Raw genomic sequence first — 20412 nt, 5'->3', positions numbered from 1 at the left:
GATGACTGCGAAGTTGGAAAAAGTTCTGATCGCCAACCGCGGTGAGATCGCACTGCGGATTCTGCGTGCCTGCAAAGAGATGGGCATCAAGACCGTCGCCGTTTACTCCAAGGCTGACAAAGAGCTGATGCACCTGGGCCTGGCAGACGAATCCGTCTGCATCGGTCCGGCCTCGGCCGCCCACTCTTACCTGCACATCCCGGCTATCATCGCCGCGGCTGAAGTGACTGGCGCTACCGCCATTCACCCAGGCTACGGTTTCCTTGCGGAAAACGCTGATTTCGCTGAACAGGTCGAGAACTCCGGCTTCGCCTTCATTGGCCCGAAAGCCGACACCATTCGCCTGATGGGTGACAAGGTGTCGGCCAAGCACGCGATGATCGCTGCCGGTGTTCCAACCGTTCCGGGCTCTGACGGCCCGCTGCCGGAAGACGAAGAAACCGCTCTGCGCATCGGTCGCGAAGTCGGTTATCCGGTGATCATCAAAGCCGCTGGCGGCGGTGGTGGTCGCGGCATGCGCGTCGTGCATAAAGAAGAAGACCTGATTTCCTCGGCGAAACTGACCCGCTCCGAAGCTGGCGCGGCGTTCGGCAACCCGATGGTCTACCTGGAAAAATTCCTGACCAACCCACGTCACGTGGAAGTCCAGGTACTTTCCGACGGCCAGGGCCATGCCATCCATCTGGGCGACCGCGATTGCTCGCTGCAACGTCGTCACCAGAAGGTTCTCGAAGAGGCGCCGGCACCGGGCATCGACGAGAAAGCACGGGCTGAAGTCCTCGCACGCTGCGTCAAAGCCTGCATCGACATCAACTACCGTGGCGCGGGCACCTTCGAGTTCCTGTACGAGAACGGCGCGTTCTATTTCATCGAAATGAACACCCGCGTTCAGGTTGAGCACCCGGTTTCGGAAATGGTCACCGGCATCGACATCGTCAAGGAGATGCTCAGCATCGCCGCTGGCAACAAGCTGTCGTACACCCAGGAAGACGTCGTCATCCGCGGTCACGCACTTGAATGCCGGATCAACGCCGAAGACCCGAAAACCTTCATGCCAAGCCCAGGCACGGTCAAGCATTTCCACGCCCCAGGCGGCAACGGCGTTCGCGTCGATTCGCACCTGTACAGCGGTTATGCCGTTCCGCCGAACTACGATTCGTTGATCGGCAAGCTGATCACCTACGGCGCAACCCGTGACGAAGCGCTGGCGCGCATGCGCAATGCGCTGGACGAAATCGTTGTCGACGGGATCAAGACCAACATCCCGTTGCACCGCGATCTGGTCCGCGATGAAGGCTTCTGCAAGGGTGGGATCAACATCCACTACCTGGAACACAAGCTGGCTGGCGACAAGCACTAAGCTTTAGCCCGAACAACAAAGCCGCCTTCGGGCGGCTTTGTTGTTTCTGCAGAATGCTCCACGCAAAACCATTGTGGCGAGGGAGCTTGCTCCCGCTCGGTTGCGCAGCGACCGCAAGGACCATTCAACAGGGCGGTGCCAGACAGATCCGGTTGGGCCATTTTGGGACCGCTTCGCGCCCCAGCGGGAGCAAGCTCCCTCGCCACAAGTGATTTGTTAACCGCTGAACCCTGGCAACCCGGTCGTCTTCTGCGTCGCGCTCGCGTAAACTTGTGCGCTTCTCGCAGCCCGCTAGGCTGCAATCAATATTTTTCAAAGGTGCCCGCCATGCCTTGGCTGCAAGTCCGTCTCGCCATCAGCCCAGAACAAGCCGAAACCTACGAAGACGCTTTCCTTGAAGTGGGCGCCGTGTCGGTGACCTTCATGGACGCCGAAGATCAGCCGATCTTCGAACCGGAACTCAATACCACCCCGCTGTGGTCGCACACCCACCTGCTGGCCCTGTTCGAAGGTGGCACCGAAGCGGCCAGCGTACTGGCGCATCTGGAGCTGTTGACGGGCAGCCCGCTGCCCGAGCATCACAGCGAAGTCATCGAAGACCAGGACTGGGAACGCACCTGGATGGACGATTTCCAGCCAATGCGCTTCGGCCAGCGCCTGTGGATCGTTCCAAGCTGGCACGCTGCCCCTGAACCCGACGCCGTGAACATTCTGCTGGACCCGGGCCTCGCATTCGGCACCGGCACGCACCCGACCACCGCGCTGTGCCTGGAATGGCTCGACGGTCAGGACCTGAAAGACTGCAACGTGCTGGACTTCGGTTGCGGCTCGGGGATCCTGGCGATTGCCGCCCTGCTGCTGGGTGCCAAACAAGCCGTCGGCACCGACATCGACGTGCAGGCGCTGGAAGCCTCGCGCGACAACGCCGGGCGCAACAACATCGCCGAAGCGCTGTTCCCGCTGTATCTGCCCGAGGACCTGCCGCAAGTTCAGGCCGACGTACTGGTGGCCAACATTCTCGCCGGCCCGCTGGTGTCCCTGGCGCCGCAACTGTCCAGCCTGGTCAAGCCGGGTGGCCGCCTGGCACTGTCCGGCATTCTTGCCGAACAAGGCGAAGAGGTTGCCAACGCCTACGCCCGTGATTTCGATCTGGACCCGATCGCCAATCGCGATGGCTGGGTGCGCATCACTGGCCGTCGGCGCTAGAATGAGCGCCTGCATAATCCGGATCGCCGCATGACCGACAGCTTCGTCACCCAGTGCCCGCATTGCCAAACCAGCTTCCGCGTCAGCCATGCTCAATTGAGCGTGGCCCGTGGGGTGGTTCGTTGCGGCTCCTGCCTGCAGGTGTTCAATGCCGCCAAGCAGTTGCTTGAGCAGGCAGGCAAGGACGTGATCCCCCCGGTTGCTCCGGCCATCGTCGAGACCGCCGAGCCAGAACCACGGGCCATCAGCCAGAAGCAGTGGTCTGCCGCTGAACTCGACCTGGACAGCCTGGACCTGGACGAAGAACTCGCCCGGCTCGAACAGCGGGAAATCCAGCCGACTACCGAGTTCGGACGCCACCGCGAAGACAATCTGAGTGCCCGTCGGGATACCACTGAGCCCGACGAAGAGCCTTGGTCCGACAGCCTGTTCAGCGAATCGGCTGCCGATCGCGCCGAAGCGGCCGAAGCCACGATCACGCCAGAACTGACCGTCGAGCCGAGCACACCCTCGCGCACCGAGCCCTCGCTGTCTCTGGAACCGGTGGAACTGGACGACGAGCCTCTGCCGCCGCAACTACGCCTGAACGATCCGCTCGACGCCCCGCTTCATCACGAACGCCTGTCAGCGGCCGACACCACTGACGAGTTCGACGACGACCTGCCCTCGATCGAACCCTTGCGCAAGCGTCGCGAACGCAGCGAGCCGGCGATGCGTGCCGAGGTTCTGCAAGACCTGACCGACGACCCGCTGCAACTCGATTGGCAGAAACGCCGATCCCCCTGGGGTCGACGGCTTCTCTGGTTGCTGCTGATTCTGCTCGGTGCCGGCGCGCTCGTCGGCCAGTACGTCGCCTACCACTTCGATGAACTGGCGCGCCAGGATCAGTATCGCCCCTGGTTCCAGCAGTTGTGCCCGCAAATCGGCTGCACCGTGCCGTCGAAAGTCGACATCGCGAAAATCAAGAGCAGTAACCTGGTGGTGCGCAGCCATCCGGAATTCAATGGCGCACTGGTGGTCGACGCGATCATCTACAACCGCGCGCCGTTCTCCCAGCCGTTCCCGCTGCTGGAATTGCGTTTTGCCGACCTCAACGGCCACCTGATCGCCAGCCGTCGCTTCAAGCCCGGCGAGTACCTCAACGGCGATCTCGAAGGCATGGCGGAAATGCCGCCGCAAACGCCGATCCACATTGCCCTGGATATCCTCGACCCAGGCGCCAAAGCCGTGAACTACAGCCTGAGCTTCCACTCGCCCGAGTGAAACGGTTCAGTGCTACGGGTTTGACGGCACATTTCTGACAGCGACCGCTCAAACCAAACTGCTGGCGATAACAGAATAACTGTTCAGATTTTGTTCAATTCAGCCTTTATCCAGTCATCGAGAGCGGGTATCATGCCAACCCTTTTTCGAACTCTCATGATCCGGCCCCACAACTGGAAAGTCCTATGTCGGCGGTACGCATCGGTCCATACACATTGCACAACGGCTTGATTCTCGCCCCCATGGCGGGTGTCACCGACCAACCCTTTCGTCAGCTGTGCAAGCGACTGGGCGCAGGACTTGTAGTCTCGGAAATGGTCACCAGCGACATGAGTTTGTGGAACACCCGCAAATCGCGCATGCGCATGATCCACGAAGGCGATCCCGAGCCACGCTCGGTACAGATCGCCGGTGGCGATGCGCAGATGCTGGCGGATGCGGCCCGGGCCAATGTCGAACTGGGCGCACAGATTATTGATATCAACATGGGCTGTCCGGCGAAGAAGGTCTGCAACAAGGCCGCCGGTTCTGCGCTGTTGAAGGATGAGGCACTGGTAACCGAGATCCTGCAGGCCGTGGTGGCTGCAGTTGATGTGCCGGTTACCCTGAAGATCCGCACCGGCTGGGACCGGGACAACAAGAACGGTCTGACGGTGGCGAAGATCGCCGAGCAGGCAGGCATCACGGCGCTGGCGGTTCATGGCCGCACCCGTGCCGATCTGTACACCGGAGAAGCCGAGTACGACACCATTGCCGCGATCAAGCAGACGGTGTCGATTCCGGTCTTCGCCAATGGCGACATCGATTCGCCGGAGAAGGCCCGATACGTGCTCGACGCGACCGGTGCCGATGGATTGCTGGTTGGACGGGCCGCCCAGGGGCGGCCATGGATTTTTCGCGAGATCGACCATTTCCTGCGTACCGGCGAGAAACTCCCGGCGCTGGAACTGATCGAGGTGGAACGCATTCTGCTAGAGCATCTGGCTGCGCTGCACGTCTTCTATGGAGATGTCATGGGCGTACGCATTGCTCGAAAGCATGTGGGCTGGTATCTCGCAACCCTGCCGGGCGCCAGGGAGTTCCGCGCCCACTTCAATCGTTTGGAAGATACGGAAGCACAATGCGCCAACGTTCAGGGCTTCTTCGCCGAACGTTACAAGAGCCTGACAGGGGACGGAGAAGAGGTGGCCGCATGACGATGATGACCGAGACTTTAGTGAGTGGAACAACACCCGTGAGCGACAACGTGAATTTGAAACAGCACCTCAACACGCCGAGCGAAGAAGGTCAGACCCTTCGCGGGAGTGTCGAGAAGGCGCTGCACAATTATTTCGCCCACCTTGAGGGCGCTGCCGTCACGGATGTGTACAACCTGGTGCTCTCCGAAGTCGAGGCGCCCCTGCTCGAGTGCGTGATGAACTACGTCAAGGGCAACCAGACCAAGGCCAGCGAGCTGCTCGGACTGAACCGAGGCACCCTGCGCAAGAAACTCAAGCAGTACGATTTGCTGTAAGCATTCAATCAAACCAGAAAGGCGCCCGCGTAAAAACGGTCGCCTTTTTTGCTGACTCCTTTGCTTTTGATGGAAATTGAAATGACCGACCAGACTACCCGCCTGCCGATCCGCCGCGCCTTGATCAGCGTTTCCGACAAGACCGGGATCCTCGAATTCGCCAAAGAGCTTGAAGCCCTGGGCGTCGAGATCCTTTCCACCGGCGGAACGTTCAAGCTGCTGCGCGACAACGGTGTTGCCGCAGTGGAAGTCGCGGACTACACCGGTTTCGCAGAAATGATGGACGGTCGGGTGAAAACCCTGCACCCGAAAATCCACGGTGGGATCCTCGGTCGTCGCGGTATCGACGACGCGATCATGAACGAGCACGGCATCAAGCCGATCGATCTGGTTGCAGTCAACCTGTACCCGTTCGAAGCCACCATCAACAAGCCAGGCTGCGACCTGCCGACCGCCATCGAAAACATCGACATCGGCGGCCCGACCATGGTCCGCTCCGCTGCGAAAAACCATAAGGACGTGGCCATCGTGGTGAATGCCAGCGACTACGCCAGCGTCCTCGAAGGCCTCAAGGCCGGCGGCCTGACCTACGCTCAGCGTTTCGACCTGATGCTCAAGGCCTTCGAACACACCGCCGCCTATGACGGCATGATCGCCAACTACATGGGCACCGTGAACCAGGCCGCTGAAACCCTCTCGACCTCCGGTCGCAGCGAGTTCCCGCGCACCTTCAACAGCCAGTTCATCAAGGCTCAGGAAATGCGCTACGGCGAGAACCCGCACCAGAGCGCGGCGTTCTATGTGGAAGCCAAGCCTGCCGAAGTCGGCATCGCCACCGCGACCCAACTGCAAGGCAAGGAGCTGTCGTACAACAACGTGGCCGACACCGACGCCGCGCTGGAATGCGTGAAGAGCTTCGTCAAGCCGGCCTGCGTGATCGTCAAGCACGCCAACCCGTGCGGCGTTGCCGTGAGCCCGGACGCGGAAGGCGGCATTCGCCAGGCTTACGAACTGGCCTACGCCACCGACACCGAATCCGCCTTCGGCGGCATCATTGCCTTCAACCGCGAACTGGATGCCGAGACCGCCAAGGCCATCGTCGAGCGTCAGTTCGTCGAGGTGATCATTGCCCCAAGCGTCAGCGAAGAAGCCCGCGCCATCGTCGCGGCAAAAGCCAACGTGCGCCTGCTGGCCTGCGGCGAGTGGTCGGCTGACCGCGCCGCTGCGTGGGACTACAAACGCGTCAACGGTGGCCTGCTGGTGCAGAGCCGCGACATCGGCATGATCGGCGCCGATGACCTGAAAGTCGTGACCAAGCGCGCACCGACCGAACAGGAAATCCACGACCTGATCTTCGCCTGGAAAGTCGCCAAGTACGTCAAGTCCAACGCCATCGTCTACGCCAAGAATCGTCAGACCATCGGTGTCGGCGCTGGCCAGATGAGCCGCGTCAACTCTGCGCGTATCGCTGCGATCAAGGCTGAACATGCCGGTTTGCAGGTCGCCGGCTCGGTCATGGCCTCCGATGCATTCTTCCCGTTCCGCGACGGTCTGGACAATGCGGCGAAGGCCGGCGTTACCGCAGTAATCCAGCCGGGCGGCTCGATGCGTGATGCAGAAGTGATTGCAGCGGCTGATGAAGCTGGCATCGCCATGGTATTCACCGGCATGCGCCACTTCCGTCACTAAGTACACGATCCACTGTGGGAGCTGGCCTGCCAGCGATAGCATCCCCTCGGTTTAGCCGATAAACCGAGTTGTCTGCATCGCCGGCAGGCCGGCTCCCACAGAAAAGCGCCCCTGCGGCGCTCAACAGAATTAGCGTCATCCGAGGTTTTTTGAAATGAATGTTTTGATCATTGGCAGCGGTGGCCGTGAACACGCCCTGGCCTGGAAAGTGGCTCAGGATCCGCGCGTGCAGAAGGTTTTCGTAGCGCCCGGCAATGCTGGCACCGCCATTGAAGCCAAGTGCGAAAACGTCGCTATCGACGTGCTGGCCCTCGAACAGTTGGCCGACTTCGCCGAGAAGAACGTTTCCCTGACCATCGTCGGTCCGGAAGTGCCACTGGTGGCTGGCGTCGTTGATCTGTTCCGCTCCCGCGGTCTGGACTGCTTCGGTCCGACGGCGGGCGCTGCCCAGCTGGAAGGCTCGAAAGCGTTCACCAAGGATTTCCTCGCGCGTCACAAGATCCCGACCGCCGACTACCAGAATTTCACCGAGATCGAGCCAGCCCTGGCTTATCTGCGTGAAAAAGGCGCACCGATCGTGATCAAGGCCGACGGCCTGGCCGCCGGTAAAGGCGTGATCGTTGCCATGACGCTGGCCGAAGCCGAAGACGCCGTGCGCGACATGCTCGCCGGCAACGCGTTCGGCGACGCCGGCTCGCGCGTGGTCATCGAAGAGTTCCTGGACGGCGAAGAAGCCAGTTTCATCGTCATGGTCGACGGCAAGAACGTATTGCCGATGGCCACCAGCCAGGACCACAAACGTGTTGGCGACGGCGATACCGGTCCGAACACCGGCGGCATGGGCGCTTACTCCCCGGCACCGGTTGTGACCAGCGAAGTGCACAAGCGCGTCATGGACCTGGTGATCTGGCCAACCGTGCGCGGCATGGCCGAAGAAGGCAACGTTTACACCGGTTTCCTCTATGCTGGCTTGATGATCGACAAGGCTGGTAACCCAAAAGTCATCGAATTCAACTGCCGCTTCGGCGACCCTGAGACCCAACCGGTTATGCTGCGTTTGCAGTCGAGCCTGGTGTTGCTGGTCGAGGCCGCCCTGGCACAAGCTCTGGACAAGGTGGAAGCCCAGTGGGATCCACGTCCGAGCGTCGGCATCGTGCTGGCGGCAGGCGGCTATCCTGGCGACTACGCTAAAGGCGTGGCCATCAACGGCCTGGATGCAGCCGCCGCGCTGGAAGGCAAAGTCTTCCACGCCGGTACGGCACTGAAAGACGGTCAAGTGGTGACGGCCGGTGGTCGTGTGCTTTGCGCTACCGCCATGGGCGCCAGCGTTGATGCTGCTCAGCAGCAGGCTTACAGGCTGGCGGCGAAGATTGACTGGGAAGGCTGTTTCTATCGCAAGGACATTGGCTACCGCGCCATTGCCCGCGAGCGTGGCGAAAATCAGGAATAATCGATCCATTCGGTCGGGCAAGGGTTTCAACCCCTTGCCGGACTATTCCGGCGCCGCGCATAGTTATATTCTGGCATCAACCTACGAAGGGATTTCGCCGTGCGCTGGCTCAGGATTGCCATAGGTTTCACTGTCACCGTGCTGACTTTGCTCTGCATGCTCCCGGCCCAGGCCGCGCAAGGCAGTGGTTGGGCGGTATTGCTCGACGAACAGGGCGACCTGCAGCTGAGCGACATCCGTTCCGCTCGCTACACCAACCAATTCAGCCCCACCGAACTCGAACGCCTCACCGCGGCGGAGCCCGGCGGTGCGCTCTGGCTGCGTTTCAGGCTCTCACCGGGCAAGCACGAGCAATTACTGCGGGTGTTTGCGCCCGACCTGTCGCACCTCAATCTGTATGTGCTGGACGGCGACAAGCTGATTGATCAGCTCAACACCGGCACCGAACAGCCCCAGGTTGAACGGCCATTACCCAACAGCGACTTCATGTTGCCGTTGCCGCAAAGCGACAAACCCCTCGATGTTTACCTGCGCCTGGTTTCCGAACACCAGATGCGGCCCTACATCACCCTGCAATCAGCCATCATGACCGCGGCCAATCAGAGTCAGACGTTGATCTACGGCCTGCTGTTCGGCTGCATCGGCATGCTGGTCCTGCACAACCTGATTCGGTATGCCTACACCCGATCGCGCAGTAGCCTGTGGCTGGCAGGTTGTGAAGCATTGTTGATGCTCAGCCTCGGGCTGCTGCTGAACCTCGCGGGACCGTGGTTACCGGACTGGCACGCGGTGCAGACACCGGGTGCCTACCTCGCCTTGCTGCTCACCGCACCGTGCGGGCTGATGCTTGCCTACCGCTTCTTCGCTCCGCTCGGCCCGCATCCGCTGAACAAACTGCTGCTCGGCGAAATCCTGCTCATCACCGTCTGCGGCCTGCTGTTGCTGTTCGTCAATACGCTGCCGCTGAACATCATCACCTATACGCTGGTCGCCCTGGCGGGCCTGACGATGTTGTTCGTCAGCGCCTGGCACTGGCAAAAAGGCTATCGCCCGGCGCGGCTGTTCGTGGCAGCCATGGTGGTGTTCAACGCGGGAACGCTGATCATCCTGCCGGCCCTGCTGGGGTTGACGCTGATTGAACCGCAGGGCCTGATCATCGCCCTCCTGGTGTTCATCTGCATCAGCGGTCTGTTGATGAGTATTGCCCTGAGTGAACGCCAGCGCAGCATCACCGAGGACCGTTTCAGCATCAGCCGCGACCTCGCCGCCAGCAACGCCGAAATCAATGCCAAGGCCGAATTCCTGGCGAAGATCAGCCACGAAATCCGCACCCCGATGAATGGCGTGCTGGGCATGACCGAACTGTTGCTGGGCACTCCGCTGTCGGTCAAGCAGCGCGACTACGTGCAAACCATCCACAGCGCCGGCAACGAACTGCTGACCCTGATCAACGAGATTCTCGACATCTCCAAACTCGAATCCGGACAGATCGAGCTGGACGATGTGCAGTTCGATCTCAATGCGCTGATCGAAGATTGCCTGAGCATCTTCCGCGCCAAGGCCGAACAGCAGAACGTCGAACTGATCAGCTTTATCCAGCCGCAAGTGCCGCGGGTCATCAGCGGTGACCCGACGCGCCTGCGCCAGACCTTGCTGAGCCTGCTGGAAAACGCCCTGAAAAAAACCGACGAAGGCGAGATCCTGATCGTCGTCGCCCTCGACGAGCGCAGCGCCAGGCCGCGCCTGCGCATTGCCGTGCAGGACAGCGGCGAGCCGATGGACGCCGAAGAACGCGACGCGCTGATGCACGCCGAACTGCACAGCAAGAACTTCCTCTCCGCCACCCGACTGGGCGGCAACCTCGGGCTGGTGATTGCCCGCCAGCTGATCCGTTTGATGCAAGGCGAATTCGGCATCAAGAGCGGCGCCAACCAGGGCAGCACCTTGTGGCTGACCTTGCCCCTGGACCCTGACCGCCTCGAACACCCGACCTCCGACCTCGATGGCCCGCTGCAGGGTGCTCGGGTGCTGGTGGTGGACGACAACGACACCTGCCGCAAAGTATTGGTGCAACAGTGCAGCGCCTGGGGATTGAATGTCAGCGCTGTCCCGTCCGGCAAGGAGGCGCTGGCGCTGCTGCGGACCAAGGCGCACCTGCGCGATTACTTCGACGTGGTCCTGCTCGACCAGAACATGCCCGGCATGACCGGCATGCAACTGGCGGCCAAGATCAAGGAAGACCCGAGCCTCAACCACGACATCCTGCTGATCATGCTCACCGGCATCAGCAATGCGCCGAGCAAGATCATCGCGCGCAACTCCGGGATCAAGCGCATCCTCGCCAAACCGGTGGCCGGCTACACCCTCAAGACCACGCTGGCGGATGAACTGAACCAGCGCAACAAGGGCCTCGCCGTTTCGCCGCACCTGCCCACGGGCCCGACCCTGCCGGTCAAGGTGCCTAGCGACTTCCGCATTCTGGTTGCCGAAGACAACAGCATTTCGACCAAGGTCATTCGCGGCATGCTGGGTAAACTCAACCTGCAACCGGACACCGCCAGCAATGGCGAAGAAGCCTTGCAGGCCATGAAGGCCCAGCGTTACGACCTGGTACTGATGGATTGCGAAATGCCGATCCTCGATGGTTTCTCGGCCACCCAGCAATTGCGCGCCTGGGAAGTCGGCAACCAGCGGGTTCGCACCCCTGTCGTGGCGTTGACCGCGCATATCCTCGCCGAACACAAAGAGCGTGCGCGTCAGGCCGGCATGGACGGGCACATGGCCAAGCCGGTCGAGCTGTCGCAGTTGCGCGAACTGATCGAGCATTGGGTAGCCCAGCGCGATCAGCAGAACCGGGCAACGGCTCAAACGTCCTGAGCCGACAGACCCGATCACGCCTGATAGACTCCCCCACGACTTCCCTCGCCAGTGAGCTTGTCCCATGCTCCATGTGTTGTTCAGCGTTTACCTGAAGATGCTGGTGCTCTATAGCCCGTTCTTCGTGTTGTCCTGCTTCATCAGCCTGACCCGCGGTTATTCACGCAAGGAGCAACGTCGGCTGGCGTGGAAAGTGGCAACGGCCACGCTGGTGTCCAGCGTCTTGCTGTACCTGTTCGGGCGGGTCATTTTCAATGTGTTTGGCATCACCGTGGACGCGTTCCGCATCGGCGCCGGCAGCGTGCTGTTTATCTCGGCGTTGGGCATGGCCCAAGGCAAGTCAGCGGTCCAGACCGACAATGTGCAGCAGGACGTCACCATCGTGCCGCTGACCATCCCCCTGACCGTCGGCCCCGGCACCATCGGTGCGTTGCTGGTGATGGGGGTGAGCCAGCCGCACTGGGACGACAAACTCACCGCCATCCTCAGCATCGCCCTGGCCAGTTTCACGGTAGGTGTGGTGCTTTATCTGTCGAACCGCATCGAGCGAATACTGGGTGACCAGGGTTTGCAGATTGTCAGTCGGTTGATGGGGTTGTTTGTGTGCGCACTGGCTGCACAGATCATTTTCACAGGGGTGAAGGGTTACCTGGTGCCCTGACGGCAGCGATGACCAGAGGCGTGAAGCCTCTGGCAAGCGCAATGATTCAAACCGGCGTTCTTGTTTCTGTGTTTCCCGGGATTCCGTGAAGAACCAAAAAAAAAGCCATGGCAACGCGAGAGGACACTCGGCTGCCATGGCTTTTCATTGAAGAGTACATCTTCAGGAAGAGGGTTTTTCTCCGTACCAGCGAGGGGTGTATACCCAATCACCGCCACCTGCCCGCGAAAATACGCAGGTCGTGGACGATCCCACCAGCACCATGGTGCGCATATCCACCTGGTCCGGGGTCAACTGGCCAAGGGTTGTTACTCGCAACGTCTGACCCGGGCGGCCGATGTCGCGCCCCAAAACGACTGGCGTCTGAGGCGTACGGTGTCGAGCGACGATTTCCAGCGCCCGGCCAAGCTGCCAGGGACGGGAGCGTGAGATCGGGTTGTAGAACGCCAGCGCCAGATCAGCCTGCGACGCCAGATCGAGACGTTTCTCGATAATGTCCCAAGGCTTGAGGTTATCCGACAGCGACAACACACAGAAGTCATGCCCCAACGGCGCACCCGCCTGAGCAGCGGTGGCCAGTGATGCGGAAACACCGGGAAGGATTTCCAGATCGACGTTGTGCCAGTTTGCATCACTGGATTCGTGCAGGGCTTCGAGCACCGCCGCCGCCATGGCGAACACACCCGGATCGCCCGACGAAACCACGACCACGGAACGCCCTTGCGCCGCCAGCTCGAACGCGTGACGCGCACGCTGCATCTCTTCGCGGTTGTCAGTGCAATGCAGCACTTGATCGGCGCGGAACGGGCCAGCCATGCGCACATAGGTTTCGTAGCCCAGCACATCGTTGGCGCGCGCCAGTTCAGCCTTGACCGCGGGCACCATCAACTCGGCAGCGCCGGGGCCAAGACCGATCACCGCCAGACGCCCCCGGGGACGGCCGATCGATAACGGGTCCAGAGGCTGCTCGGCCACCGCGATGGCAATGGCGTCATTGCCGAAGATCAAAACAGGCGGGGTGATGGCGTTGCGTGCCAGCTCACTGACCGCCCCCGTCGCCGAGGCAAAGCGCAATGGCACGCCCAGTTCAAGCGCCGCTTCACGCAATGCAGCGCTCGACATTTCACTGTCTGCAGCCAACAGACACGCCACCGACTGCACGGCGATTTTTGCCTGGTGCAAAGCATCGCGAACGGCATTGGGCACATTGGCCACGCCGGCACTGATGGCCACCAACACGTTGCGCGGATAAATCAAAAGTTCGTTCGCCGCCGGCGTACGCTCGGCATGCCCCACGTGAACTGCCAGTCGCGCTTGCGGGTTTTCAGGTAACTGCGCCTGCGCCAACCACGGCGCTTCACCCTCGATGCGCACGGTTTCACCGGCCAGCAAATCGGACACAAAGCGCTTGCCCAGTTCCAGGTCGCCGAGGGCATATCCGTTAGGTGGATTGAGCAGGCACGTGCCGAATCGCAACTCGCCACTGGTGGTGATCGCCGCCGCCACGTTCAGCGCGGCCGCAATTTCCCGCGCCAGCACGTTCACGCCGCCCAGACCGCCCAGCAGCGGCACCACCGCGCTGCCATCTTCGGCAACGGCCAGCACCGGCGGCTCGGCGCCTTTTTCCAGCAGCAACGGCGCCAGTGTGCGAATCACGATACCGGCCGCGCACAGGGCAATGATCGGCGTGTCCTGCTGATAAAGTTCGCGCAGGGTTGCGCCGAATTCGTGATAGACACGGTCCGCGCCTTCAACCCGATCGGCCAGGCCATGGATCACGGCGTCGGGGTACAGTTTTTGAATATTGCGCGCGGTCGCAAGGCTGCCATTGCCGAGGATGACAATCGCCGGAGCTGGACGAGTCATCAGCCTTGCCACCTTTCACCCGGAACGATGATCAGCGAGAAGTACGGCGAGGACATGGGCTCGACCTGATCCAGCGGCACAATCTTCTGATTGGCCATGGTCGCGCGTTCGACGTAAAGCGCGCGCTCTGCCAGACCAAGCTCTTCGAGCACCTGACGGACCTTGGGGAAGTTACGCCCCAGCTTCATGATCACCGCCGCGTCGGCATCAGCCAGCCGGCGCTTGAGATCGTCATGAGGCAATACGCCGGACAGGACCGACAAGCTCTGATTGCGGTACACCAGTGGCGCACCAAGGACTGAAGCGCCGCCGAGCATCGAACAGACACCTGGCACGACTTCAGCCTCATAACGTTCCGCCAGACGATCGTGCAGGTACATGTAGGAACCGTAGAAGAACGGATCACCTTCGCAGATCACTGCAACGTCACGTCCGGCATCGAGATGAGCGGCGAGTTCTTCGCCGGCCGCATCGTAGAAATCACTGATCACCTGTTCATAGGACAGCGGTGCCGGTAATGCTTCGGTCGTCACGGGATACACCAGCGGCAGCAAGGTTTGTGCGTCCTGCAAATGCGCTTCGATGATGCCGAAGGCATTGCCCTTCTTCCCCTTGGCAACGAAGTACGCCACCACCGGCGATTCGCGCAGCAGGCGCAGGGCCTTGACGGTAATCAGTTCTGGATCACCGGGGCCGACGCCAAGGCCGATCAAACGTCCAGGTTGCTGCATTATTCGATCTCCGTGGCGAGGGCATTGACGGCGGCGGCGGCCATGGCGCTACCGCCCAGCCGGCCTTGCATGATGACAAACGGCACGCCACGGCTGTCCGCCGCGAGCGCTGCCTTGGATTCGGCGGCGCCGACGAAGCCCACCGGGAAGCCGAGAATCAGCGCCGGTTTCGGCGCGCCGGCATCGAGCATTTCCAGCAGATAAAACAAGGCGGTTGGCGCATTGCCGATCACTACCACACTGCCCTCCAGGTGCGGGCGCCACAGTTCCAGCGCGGCGGCGGAACGGGTGTTTCCCAGCTCGCGCGCCAGCTCCGGAACGCTTTCATCGCGCAGGGTGCAGATCACTTCGTTGTTCGCCGGCAAGCGTGTGCGGGTCACGCCTTCGGACACCATCCGCGCATCACACAGAATCGGCGCGCCGGCGGCCAGCGCATCGCGCCCGGCCTTGCCCGCGCCGTCGGAGAATTGCAGACCGTCAATCGCATCGACCATGCCGCAGGCGTGAATCACCCGTACCGCGAGTTTTTCCAGATCGGCCGGGATTCGTTCGAGGTTGGCCTCGGCGCGAATGATCGCGAAGGAGTTGCGATAGATCTCCTGACCGTCGCGGATGTAATCAAGCATCAAAGGGGCTCCGTGAGCGGGCGTCGAGCAGGGCTGCGACCGCTTCAATAGTAAGGTTGCGTGCGTGCAGGGCGCCGAAACCCGGCTGCCCCGCTTCGCGAAAATAGAGGTCGTAATGACCGGGGCTGATCGCCAGTAAAGTGATGGGTGCAACATGCGCGGCGGCGCAGGAACGTGAGCAGCCGGACAGATGCACGTTCAATACCTGGCCATGACGCTGCAACAGCGCGGCCAGTTGCAGAGCGTCGCCCTTGGTGTCGGCCAGGCCTTTGCCGCAGCCACTGGAACCGGTACAGGCGATCAACCGCGACAAGGACTGATCGGCGTCGCACAGCAGGCCCAACCGATGCAGACGCCGGATGACTTCATCGGCGTTTTCGTCGCGGATGTTCGGCAACAGCAGGCTTTGCCACGGGGTGAACCGCAGCGTTGCGTCGCCGTATTCCTGCGCCAGCTGAGCAGCCCCCCGAAGCATCGCGCAATCGAGCCGCCCCAGCGGCGGTACGGCGCCGACATAGACATGACCGGCTTGCGCCTGCGGATGGGCGCCAATGTGCAGAACGTTTGAAGTCAATGAACGCTGCCAGGCTGTAACGGGCTTGAATGGCACACGCTCGGCCAGCCGGGCGAGAAACCCGCAGGTCGTCATTTCGCTCAGCAAATGGCGCATTCGCGTTTGATCGGGCTGCGCCAGCTCCAGGAACAACTCAAGCACGGCGACCACCAGCGCATGACCCTCTTCCAGCGGCACCGAACCAACCGGCCCGTCGGAGAGACACCCGGCCAAACCGAAAGCCAAGCGCCGCTCGCCCTCCCGCTCGACAGCGGACAACCACAGATCATGAGGGTGTTCGAGCATCGCCAGGCCCTCGCCCCCATCCAGCTGCACGGCGAATTTGGCGCTGAGGTCGTGGAAAGGTTCGTGCTCTTGCAGGGTAGCGAGGATCTGCCGGGCCAGGTCGCGGGTGTCGAACAGCATCTGCCGGTCGATGCCTGCGCTCGGGCTCAGCATCAGATTGCGTACATCGTCGCCGGCCGCATTCGAAGGGCCGAGGCCCGCGGCGAGCAGACTTTCAATCAGCGCGGCCTGCTCTTGTGCGATGCCACGAATCTGCAGGTTGGCCCGATTAGTCGCCTCGATCACTGAGCTGCCGTAACGCTGTGCGCCATCGGCAATGGCGCAGGCCTGCGCAGTACTCACCACACCACCGGCGAGCTTTATTCGGCAGATACCCCCATCCCTGGCCTGAACGATACGCAGCAGCCCCGGACAAGCCGAGGGGCGTAAAGCGATGGGCGCAGAGTGTTTGTTCAAAGGGACGACCGGATCAAAAGTGGAAGCGCCTCCGGATGGAAGCGAGCGGTATTATGCCTGCTTTGCCGTACGGCATCCTAAGACCGCGTGTCGCAAACGCTTGCTCCCTCAATCAATCATCCGGCGCCCCACATAGACGTTGCGAATAAAACTCGAATATCGCGTCAGCGATAATGCCGAGCCGATCCTTCAACACTGGACGGACCTCATCAAACCTTGCGCTGTTCAGAGTGAATGGCACGGCGCGATGCGTGAGCGTGACGCTGCTCTCGCTCCAGTCCCGAAACAAAATTCTTCCCGCTGGACTCGGGGACAAGGAGCAAAGGGCAGATGTATTTGCCAATAGTGCAGACAACATATCTCTTGTAACTTTTCCCATTTGATTTTCAACACCAGAAACTTCATTCAAACAAGCCTGACTTAGTTGACCGGAGACATGCCTGTAATATGGCTCGACGACGCTTTCGTCTTTGTACTCCCAGTCCATAGACCAAAGCGTGATGGCAAACAGGGAGAACAAACCCTGGGGATCTGTTTGACGATCGCGCTCTTGTCAGTTTCGAACGCTTCCGAACATACCGTAAAGCCCAGGTATTCCGCGCTCTTCAAATCCATCGTTAATTCTTTTTAAACCATTAATCAGCGATGCAAGAAAGTTCAGGCTTTACAACTTGAAAACCGTCATCCAGCAACTGGGGCAGGCCACTTAAAACATTCCATTACTCGCCTTCACTGCCGACGCGTATCATGTGCCGCTTTATACAGTTGAACAGAGCACACACATGGCACGCTGGCTGACCGTGACAGGCATTGGTGAGGAGGGCTTCAAAGGTCTGGGCAAAAATGCCCGGCATGCGCTGTTGGCCGCGTCGAAGATCTTTGGCAGCCAACGACAATTGGATCTGCTCCCGGCGTGTATCCGCGGCGAACGCCGAGTGTGGCCGAGTCCATTCTCCCTCGATGGGTTGCTGGCCCTGCGGGGCGATCCGGTCTGCGTGCTCGCCAGCGGAGATCCAATGTTCTTCGGTGTCGGCGCCACCCTCGCTCGACAACTGCCCGGCGATGAAATGCTGATCCTGCCGGCGCCCTCCTCCTGCTCGCTGGCCGCGGCGCGAATGGGCTGGCCGTTGCAGGAGGTGGTCACGCTGTCCGTCGTCGCCCGCCCGATCGCGGCGCTCAACGCGCAGTTGTTCAGCGGTGTTCGCCTGCTGGTACTCAGTAACGACGGTCAAAGCCCTGCGGCGATTGCTGCACTGCTGCACGAGCGCGGATTCGGGCCAAGTCGCCTGACCGTACTGGAACATTTGGGCAGCGAAGTCGAGCGACGCATCGACGGCGTCGCCCGCGATTGGGCCGACCCGGTGATCGCCGATCTGAATCTGATCGCCATCGAATGCATCGCTGACCCCGATGCGCCGCGCCTGTCGCGACTGGCCGGCTTGCCGGATTCAGCCTTTAAGCACGACGGCCAACTGACCAAACGCGACGTGCGCGCAATCACCCTCGCTCGCCTGGCCCCGGTGCCCGGTGAACTGCTGTGGGACGTCGGCGCCGGCAGCGGCTCGATCGGCATCGAATGGATGCGTGCCCACCCGAGTTGCCGGGCCCTGGCCATCGAGGCCGATGAAGGACGGCAACTGTTGATCGAGCAAAACCGCGATGCGCTTGGCGTGCCCGGCCTGCAACTGGTTCGCGGCAGTGCACCGCAAGCGCTGGCCGGACTGGAACGCCCGGATGCGATTTTCATTGGTGGCGGCGTCACTCGCGAGGGTGTGCTGGACACCTGCTGGACTCAGTTGAAACCCGGTGGTCGCCTGATCGCCAACGCCGTCACACTGCAAAGTGAAATGACCCTGATGGCTTGGCGCGAGCGGCATGGCGGCGAACTGACGCGCATCCACATCGCCCAGGCGCAACCCCTGGGCGACTTCGACACCTGGCGCCAGGCGCTGCCGATTACCTTGCTGGACGTGGTCAAACCTTTCGATGCGTGACGAAACTGCCGAACAACCCGCACCGCTGCGCAGCGGCCTCACGACGGGCAGTTGCGCCACCGCGACCAGCCTCGCGGCCGCTCGCCTGCTACTCGGCGGCGAGCCCGCGGATGCAGTGGACATCGTCCTGCCCAAAGGCAAGCAGGTGCAGATGCGTCTGGAGTTCTGTCGGCTCCTGGATGACGGCGCCGAAGCCGGCACGATCAAGGATGCCGGCGACGATCCGGACGTGACCCACGGCGCGCTGCTGTTTTCCCAAGTGCGATTGAACGCCGAACCAGGCATTCGATTCAGTGCTGGCCAAGGGGTGGGCACGGTCACCCGGCCAGGATTGGTGTTGGCTGTCGGCGAACCGGCGATCAACCCGGTCCCGCGCAAAATGATCACCGACCACTTGACCTTGCTTGCCGAGGAACTGGGCTATCACGGCGGTTTCGAGGTCACGGTGAACGTCGAGGGCGGCGAGGCGCTGGCATTGAAAACCATGAATCCACGACTGGGCATTCTCGGTGGCTTGTCGATCCTGGGCACCAGCGGTATCGTCCGGCCGTTTTCCTGCGCGGCGTACATTGCCTCGATCCATCAAGGCATCGACGTGGCGAAAACCAACGGTTACCTGCACATCGCCGCATGCACCGGCAACGCCAGCGAAGACACCATGCGCCGCGTCTACGACTTGCCTGAAATCGCCCTGATCGAAATGGGCGACTTCGTCGGCGCCGTGCTCAAGCACCTGCGCAAAGTGCCTGTGGATAAACTCAGCATTTGTGGCGGTTTCGGCAAGATCAGCAAACTGGCGGCCGGGCACATGGATCTGCACAGCCGGCATTCGAGTATCGACCTGCCGCAACTGGCCGAATGGGCCGCGGCGGTCGGCGCGAATGAAGCGTTGCAGCAAGCGATCCGCGAAGCCAACACCAGCCAACAGGCGTTGGCCATGGCCAGCGCGGCCGGCATCGCGCTTGGCGATGCGGTGTGCGGACACGCGCTGGCGTTTGCGCGCAGTGTGGTGCCGGCGCAGGTTCAGGTCGAAGTGTTTGCCATCGATCGCCAGGGCGGCATCGTCGGCCATGCGGGAGCTTTTCAATGAAACGCATTTTGCTGCTCGGCGGTGTGACGGAAGCATTGGCAATCGCCCGTACGCTAGGCCCGGAACACATCTACAGCCTTGCCGGCGTCGGTCGAGTGCCGACGGATCTGAATTGCCAGGTGCGCGTCGGCGGCTATGGCGGTGCCGAGGGTCTGGCGCAGTTCATCCGCGATGAAGGGATTGACCTGCTGCTGGACGCGACTCATCCCTACGCCGCACAAATCAGCCAGAACGCTGCGACTGCCGCGCAACGGGCCGGTATTCCCTGCTGGGCACTCAGGCGTCCGGCCTGGCAGCCGCAAGCCGGGGATGACTGGCGCGAAGTCAGCGACTGGGCCGGGTTGATCGACTCGCTGAAACCGTTCCGCCGACCGCTGTTCACCCTTGGCCGTGAACCCTTGCAACACCTGCACGAAATCCCGCCGGAGCAATTCTGGACGTTGCGCGCACTGGATGTTTATCCCGGCAACGAACGCTGCGAAGTGATTGGCGCCCGCGGGCCATTTCTGATTGACGATGAACGTGAGCTGTTCGAGCGCCGGCAGATTGATGTGCTGATCAGCAAGAACAGCGGCAGCACTGCCACCGAGCCGAAACTGGACGTGGCGCGGGAACGGGGGGTGCCGGTGTTGGTGTTGAAGCGGCCGGTGTTGGCGGGGGTGGATCGGGAGTTCGGGTCGGTGAGTGAAGTCCTGGCCGCACTGACGGACGCCTAAGTATTTGTGGCGAGTCACCACTCCTCCCGGCATTTCAAATCGGAGCCGCTACACT

At 61.5% G+C, this 20412-nt stretch carries 17 protein-coding genes; 12 read left to right on the top strand and 5 right to left on the bottom strand.

Annotated elements, in window-relative coordinates; translation table 11 throughout:
* The first annotated feature begins 1 nt into the window (after position 1).
* The 9 genes from accC (at position 2) to ACM1ZW_RS12015 (ending at position 12019) form a co-directional block, all read left to right on the top strand.
* The gene (gene accC / locus ACM1ZW_RS12055; protein ID WP_017336341.1) at positions 2–1360 is read left to right on the top strand and encodes an acetyl-CoA carboxylase biotin carboxylase subunit; all 1359 of its coding nucleotides are present in this window, start codon (positions 2–4) and stop codon (positions 1358–1360) included.
* 327 nt (positions 1361–1687) lie between these two features.
* Complete coding sequence (gene prmA, locus ACM1ZW_RS12050) at positions 1688–2566, top strand: 50S ribosomal protein L11 methyltransferase (RefSeq protein WP_017336340.1); 879 nt, start codon at positions 1688–1690, stop codon at positions 2564–2566.
* A gap of 30 nt (positions 2567–2596) precedes the next feature.
* Complete coding sequence (locus ACM1ZW_RS12045) at positions 2597–3829, top strand: DUF3426 domain-containing protein (protein WP_416740598.1); 1233 nt, start codon at positions 2597–2599, stop codon at positions 3827–3829.
* Between the two features lie 185 nt (positions 3830–4014).
* Positions 4015–5025: a tRNA dihydrouridine synthase DusB gene (dusB, locus tag ACM1ZW_RS12040; protein ID WP_416740597.1), complete on the top strand. Its 1011-nt coding sequence runs from the start codon at positions 4015–4017 to the stop codon at positions 5023–5025.
* Entirely contained in the window at positions 5022–5342 is a 321-nt protein-coding gene (fis, locus tag ACM1ZW_RS12035; RefSeq protein WP_007907419.1) for a DNA-binding transcriptional regulator Fis, read from the top strand. The genes dusB and fis overlap by 4 nt, the downstream gene beginning before the upstream one ends.
* A gap of 81 nt (positions 5343–5423) precedes the next feature.
* A complete protein-coding gene (gene purH, locus ACM1ZW_RS12030; protein ID WP_017336337.1) occupies positions 5424–7031 on the top strand; it encodes a bifunctional phosphoribosylaminoimidazolecarboxamide formyltransferase/IMP cyclohydrolase in 1608 nt (535 codons plus the stop codon).
* Positions 7032–7185: 154 nt separating this feature from the next.
* On the top strand, positions 7186–8481 hold the full coding sequence (gene purD / locus ACM1ZW_RS12025; RefSeq protein WP_017336336.1) for a phosphoribosylamine--glycine ligase: 1296 nt from the start codon (positions 7186–7188) through the stop codon (positions 8479–8481).
* Positions 8482–8580: 99 nt separating this feature from the next.
* Positions 8581–11358 carry a hybrid sensor histidine kinase/response regulator gene (locus tag ACM1ZW_RS12020; RefSeq protein ID WP_017336335.1) on the top strand — a complete coding sequence of 926 codons (2778 nt, stop codon included), beginning with the start codon at positions 8581–8583 and terminating at the stop codon, positions 11356–11358.
* Between the two features lie 64 nt (positions 11359–11422).
* Positions 11423–12019, top strand: a complete 597-nt coding sequence (locus tag ACM1ZW_RS12015) for a MarC family protein (protein WP_017336334.1) — start codon at positions 11423–11425, stop codon at positions 12017–12019.
* A 162-nt stretch (positions 12020–12181) separates the two neighbouring features.
* Here the strand turns inward: ACM1ZW_RS12015 and cobJ are convergent, their stop codons facing one another.
* The 5 genes from cobJ to ACM1ZW_RS11990 form a co-directional block, all read right to left on the bottom strand.
* Positions 12182–13885 (bottom strand): precorrin-3B C(17)-methyltransferase, encoded by a 1704-nt coding sequence (gene cobJ, locus ACM1ZW_RS12010; RefSeq protein ID WP_416740596.1) that lies wholly within the window; start codon positions 13883–13885, stop codon positions 12182–12184.
* Positions 13885–14616 carry a precorrin-2 C(20)-methyltransferase gene (locus ACM1ZW_RS12005; protein ID WP_017336332.1) on the bottom strand — a complete coding sequence of 244 codons (732 nt, stop codon included), beginning with the start codon at positions 14614–14616 and terminating at the stop codon, positions 13885–13887. The genes cobJ and ACM1ZW_RS12005 overlap by 1 nt, the downstream gene beginning before the upstream one ends.
* Positions 14616–15242, bottom strand: coding sequence for a precorrin-8X methylmutase (locus tag ACM1ZW_RS12000; protein WP_017336331.1), 627 nt, complete (start codon positions 15240–15242; stop codon positions 14616–14618). The genes ACM1ZW_RS12005 and ACM1ZW_RS12000 overlap by 1 nt, the downstream gene beginning before the upstream one ends.
* On the bottom strand, positions 15235–16557 hold the full coding sequence (gene cobG / locus ACM1ZW_RS11995) for a precorrin-3B synthase (RefSeq protein ID WP_416740595.1): 1323 nt from the start codon (positions 16555–16557) through the stop codon (positions 15235–15237). Before cobG ends, ACM1ZW_RS12000 begins: the two co-directional genes overlap by 8 nt.
* A gap of 112 nt (positions 16558–16669) precedes the next feature.
* On the bottom strand, positions 16670–17077 hold the full coding sequence (locus tag ACM1ZW_RS11990; RefSeq protein WP_144425211.1) for a hypothetical protein: 408 nt from the start codon (positions 17075–17077) through the stop codon (positions 16670–16672).
* A 262-nt stretch (positions 17078–17339) separates the two neighbouring features.
* On the opposite strand from ACM1ZW_RS11990, the gene cbiE reads away from it, so the two are divergent.
* From cbiE to ACM1ZW_RS11975, 3 genes are read left to right on the top strand one after another with little or no spacing between them, the layout of a single operon-like run.
* Complete coding sequence (gene cbiE, locus ACM1ZW_RS11985; protein WP_414878204.1) at positions 17340–18551, top strand: precorrin-6y C5,15-methyltransferase (decarboxylating) subunit CbiE; 1212 nt, start codon at positions 17340–17342, stop codon at positions 18549–18551.
* Complete coding sequence (locus ACM1ZW_RS11980; RefSeq protein WP_414885052.1) at positions 18544–19641, top strand: cobalt-precorrin-5B (C(1))-methyltransferase; 1098 nt, start codon at positions 18544–18546, stop codon at positions 19639–19641. Before cbiE ends, ACM1ZW_RS11980 begins: the two co-directional genes overlap by 8 nt.
* Positions 19638–20357: a cobalt-precorrin-6A reductase gene (locus ACM1ZW_RS11975; protein WP_414885051.1), complete on the top strand. Its 720-nt coding sequence runs from the start codon at positions 19638–19640 to the stop codon at positions 20355–20357. Before ACM1ZW_RS11980 ends, ACM1ZW_RS11975 begins: the two co-directional genes overlap by 4 nt.
* Positions 20358–20412: the final 55 nt, after the last annotated feature.

The sequence above is a fragment of the Pseudomonas sp. NFX71 genome, assembly GCF_048079215.1.
Taxonomy (GTDB): domain Bacteria; phylum Pseudomonadota; class Gammaproteobacteria; order Pseudomonadales; family Pseudomonadaceae; genus Aquipseudomonas; species Aquipseudomonas fluorescens_B.
The sequence above is the reverse complement of the archived record's forward strand: the minus strand, read 5'-3'. Positions and strand labels throughout refer to the sequence as shown.

Bases quoted from the DNA above. Each gene is read 5' to 3' on its own strand.
- ACM1ZW_RS12015 (WP_017336334.1), top strand. From the start codon at position 11,423: ATGCTCCATGTGTTGTTCAGCGTTTACCTGAAGATGCTGGTGCTCTAT.
- prmA (WP_017336340.1), top strand. From the start codon at position 1,688: ATGCCTTGGCTGCAAGTCCGTCTCGCCATCAGCCCAGAACAAGCCGAA.
- ACM1ZW_RS12000 (WP_017336331.1), bottom strand. From the start codon at position 15,242: ATGCTTGATTACATCCGCGACGGTCAGGAGATCTATCGCAACTCCTTC.
- fis (WP_007907419.1), top strand. From the start codon at position 5,022: ATGACGATGATGACCGAGACTTTAGTGAGTGGAACAACACCCGTGAGC.
- ACM1ZW_RS11975 (WP_414885051.1), top strand. From the start codon at position 19,638: ATGAAACGCATTTTGCTGCTCGGCGGTGTGACGGAAGCATTGGCAATC.
- accC (WP_017336341.1), top strand. From the start codon at position 2: ATGACTGCGAAGTTGGAAAAAGTTCTGATCGCCAACCGCGGTGAGATC.
- purH (WP_017336337.1), top strand. From the start codon at position 5,424: ATGACCGACCAGACTACCCGCCTGCCGATCCGCCGCGCCTTGATCAGC.
- cobJ (WP_416740596.1), bottom strand. From the start codon at position 13,885: ATGACTCGTCCAGCTCCGGCGATTGTCATCCTCGGCAATGGCAGCCTT.
- ACM1ZW_RS12045 (WP_416740598.1), top strand. From the start codon at position 2,597: ATGACCGACAGCTTCGTCACCCAGTGCCCGCATTGCCAAACCAGCTTC.
- ACM1ZW_RS12005 (WP_017336332.1), bottom strand. From the start codon at position 14,616: ATGCAGCAACCTGGACGTTTGATCGGCCTTGGCGTCGGCCCCGGTGAT.
- ACM1ZW_RS11980 (WP_414885052.1), top strand. From the start codon at position 18,544: ATGCGTGACGAAACTGCCGAACAACCCGCACCGCTGCGCAGCGGCCTC.
- purD (WP_017336336.1), top strand. From the start codon at position 7,186: ATGAATGTTTTGATCATTGGCAGCGGTGGCCGTGAACACGCCCTGGCC.
- dusB (WP_416740597.1), top strand. From the start codon at position 4,015: ATGTCGGCGGTACGCATCGGTCCATACACATTGCACAACGGCTTGATT.
- cbiE (WP_414878204.1), top strand. From the start codon at position 17,340: ATGGCACGCTGGCTGACCGTGACAGGCATTGGTGAGGAGGGCTTCAAA.